The sequence below is a fragment of the Achromobacter sp. JD-1 genome, from assembly GCF_038594925.1.
In the GTDB taxonomy this organism is placed as follows: domain Bacteria; phylum Pseudomonadota; class Gammaproteobacteria; order Burkholderiales; family Burkholderiaceae_B; genus Achromobacter; species Achromobacter spanius_C.
Genome location: NZ_JBCGCS010000079.1, coordinates 1 through 1,285, shown reverse-complemented (window position 1 = coordinate 1,285; position 1,285 = coordinate 1). Strand labels below are relative to the sequence as shown.

Genomic DNA, 1,285 nt, shown 5'->3' with positions numbered 1-1,285 from the left:
TGTATGGACCGGGGACATGGGTAACGGGTGTTCGGGGACATAGGTAACACTTCTAGCATCACGGTATGGTCGTTTTTAGGAGCGAGCGATGCCGTGGAAGGAGTCAAGCCTTATGTCCTGCCGAATGGAGTTCGTTCAGCTTGCCCTGCAACCGGGCAGCAATGTGCGGGAGCTTTGCCGGCGTTTCGATATCAGCGCCAAGACCGCCTACAAGTGGTTGGGCCGCTACGAGCGGAACGGCCAGGCTGGGTTGCAAGATCTGTCTCGCAGGCCTGGCAATAGTCCTGGGCGCACGTGTGAGCAAATCGAAGCGCAGGTGATCGACCTGCACAAGCGTTACCCGTACTGGGGGCCTCGCAAGTTGCGGGCGCTGCTTGGGCCGACTACGGCGCCCGCGCCCAGTACCATCTCGGCAATTTTGCGACGACATGGCTATCGGGTCCAAGGCGAGGACTCGAACGTCGGGCTGGCGAACCAGCGCTTTGAGCATGAAGCGCCAAACCTGTTGTGGCAGATGGACTTCAAGGGGCACTTTGCCCTGACCGACGCGCGTCAGGGACGGTGCCATCCGCTGACGCTATTGGACGATCACTCACGCTACGCCCTGTGCATCCAGGCTTGTGGCGATGAGCGCAGCAAAACCGTGCAGCAGCACCTGAAGGCCGTATTTCGCCGTTACGGATTGCCCGAACGGATCACCGCGGATAACGGCCCATCCTGGGCATCGGTGCGCGGCCTGGGGCTGACAGGCCTGGAGGTTTGGCTCATGCGGCTGGGTGTGCGTATCAGCCACAGTCGTCCTCGCCACCCGCAAACCCAGGGCAAGCTAGAACGCCTGCATCGAACGCTCAAGCGCGAGTTGATCCAGGCCCGGGGGTTTAGCAGTCTGCTGGACTGCCAGCAAGCCATGGATCAGTGGCGTGAACAGTACAACCACGTCCGGCCCCACCAGGCGTTGGGGCAGATGCCGCCCCTGTCGAGATATAGACCTAGCCCTCGTCGCTATCCTGCCTCGTTGCCTCCGATCGAATACGAGCCGGGCGATCGAGTGCTCAAGGTCAGGACCAAGGGGCAGATCATTGTGAACGGACGCGTCGTCTTCGTCGGAGAGGGAATGGCGGGTCTGCCGGTCGCGGTCAGACCCTCCTCGCAAGACGGCGTGCTCGATGTCGTCTTCCTGTACAAAATTGTCCAACAGATCGACCTCAGAGCACGCCAATAGGATAAAAACCTATGTGTTACCCATGTCCCCGAACATGTGTCACCCATGTCCCCGGTCCATACA

The 1,285-nt window shown here is 60.5% G+C and carries 1 protein-coding gene; it reads left to right on the top strand.

Annotation, left to right across the window (positions count from 1 at the left end; all coding sequences use genetic code 11):
• Positions 1 to 88: 88 nt before the first annotated feature.
• Positions 89 to 1,222: an IS481 family transposase gene (locus WBR68_RS31300; protein WP_127183689.1), complete on the top strand. Its 1,134-nt coding sequence runs from the start codon at positions 89 to 91 to the stop codon at positions 1,220 to 1,222.
• Positions 1,223 to 1,285 lie beyond the last annotated feature (63 nt).

What these genes read in the sequence shown, in the direction of transcription:
- WBR68_RS31300 (WP_127183689.1), top strand. Translation starts at nt 89, where the DNA reads ATGCCGTGGAAGGAGTCAAGCCTTATGTCCTGCCGAATGGAGTTCGTT.